The organism is bacterium endosymbiont of Bathymodiolus sp. 5 South, assembly GCF_900128535.1.
Taxonomy (GTDB): Bacteria; Pseudomonadota; Gammaproteobacteria; order PS1; family Pseudothioglobaceae; genus Thiodubiliella.
Genome location: NZ_FQTR01000312.1, coordinates 1 through 1,357, shown reverse-complemented (window position 1 = coordinate 1,357; position 1,357 = coordinate 1). Strand labels below are relative to the sequence as shown.

The window sequence follows — 1,357 nt, the reverse complement described above, 5'->3', positions numbered from 1 at the left end:
CAATAAATCAAACGCAGGTAAATCTTATGTCATCTTCGGCAAACAAGACAACACCGCTATTAATTTATCAGCCATTGCTACTGGCACAGGCGGCTTTGTGATCAATGGCGAGTCAGCGAATGATTATAGTGGTCGCGCAGTCTCTAGCGCAGGTGATGTCAACGGCGATGGCTTAGATGATTTAATTGTGGGTGCTTATAGTGTTGATCCAAGCAATAAACCAAACGCAGGTAAATCTTATGTCATCTTCGGCAAACAAGACAACACCGCTATTAATTTATCAGCCATTGCTACTGGCACAGGCGGCTTTGTTATCAATGGCGAGTCAGCGGATAATTCTAGTAGTCTCTCAGTCTCCAGCGCAGGTGATATCAACGGCGACGGCTTAGATGATTTAATTGTAGGCGCTTATCAAGCCGATCCAAGTGGCAAGTCAGACGCAGGCAAATCCTATGTCATCTTCGGTAAAACAGATACTGACGCCGTAGATTTATCAAAACTGGGTGATGAGTCAAAATACACCATTGATTACCTTGGCGATAAAAATGCCAATACTCTTACTGGCACCACTAAAGATGAAATCTTTGTTGCTGGCGCAGGCAACGACACCCTAACAGGCAACGGCGGTATGGATGTCTTTAACGCAGGTGTAGGTGACGATACGATCATCATCAACGCCAGCAACATCACCGCACTAGAGCAAATCGGCACAGGCAACCGTGCACGTGTTGATGGCGGTGGCGGTATTGACACCCTTAAATTAAAGGGTGCAGGTTTAACCTTAGATTTAACCAAGATCAGCGACAGACGCATCCAAGACATTGAAGTTATTGATATGACAGGCTCAGGCGACAACACTCTAAAGCTCAACTTAGATGATTTATTAGACGCCTCTACTAGCACCAATATTCTTAAAGTATTGGGCAATAGTGGTGACGAAGTGATTGCCACTGGCTTTGATGATTCAATAACTGAGAAAACTGTTGATGGTGTTACTTATACTGTTTACGCTCATAGTGACGCCAATACAGCTGCTAATGCCGAACTTTGGGTTCAAAAAGGTGTAACAATATCTGATACAAACCTACCTGCCATTGCTATTACTAGTAATGTGAGCCAGCTCAAAACAGGTGAGAGCACCACCATTACCTTTACTCTAAGCGAAGTATCCACTGATTTTGACGCCACTGATATAGTTGTTACAGGGGGTATATTGACTGATTTTGCACTTAAGGCTAATGAAACTAAAATTTATACAGCAACTTTTACCCCAACACTCAACAGTGTAACTGCAGGCACAATCTCAGTAGCAAGTGATAAATTTAGCGACGCGGCGGGTAATATCAATGTTGATGGT

The 1,357-nt window shown here is 43.5% G+C and carries 1 protein-coding gene; it reads left to right on the top strand.

What is annotated here, in order from left to right; translation table 11 throughout:
* The coding region (locus BBROOKSOX_RS11085; RefSeq protein ID WP_180324028.1) for an Ig-like domain-containing protein at window positions 1-1,357 on the top strand (1,357 nt) is incomplete at both ends.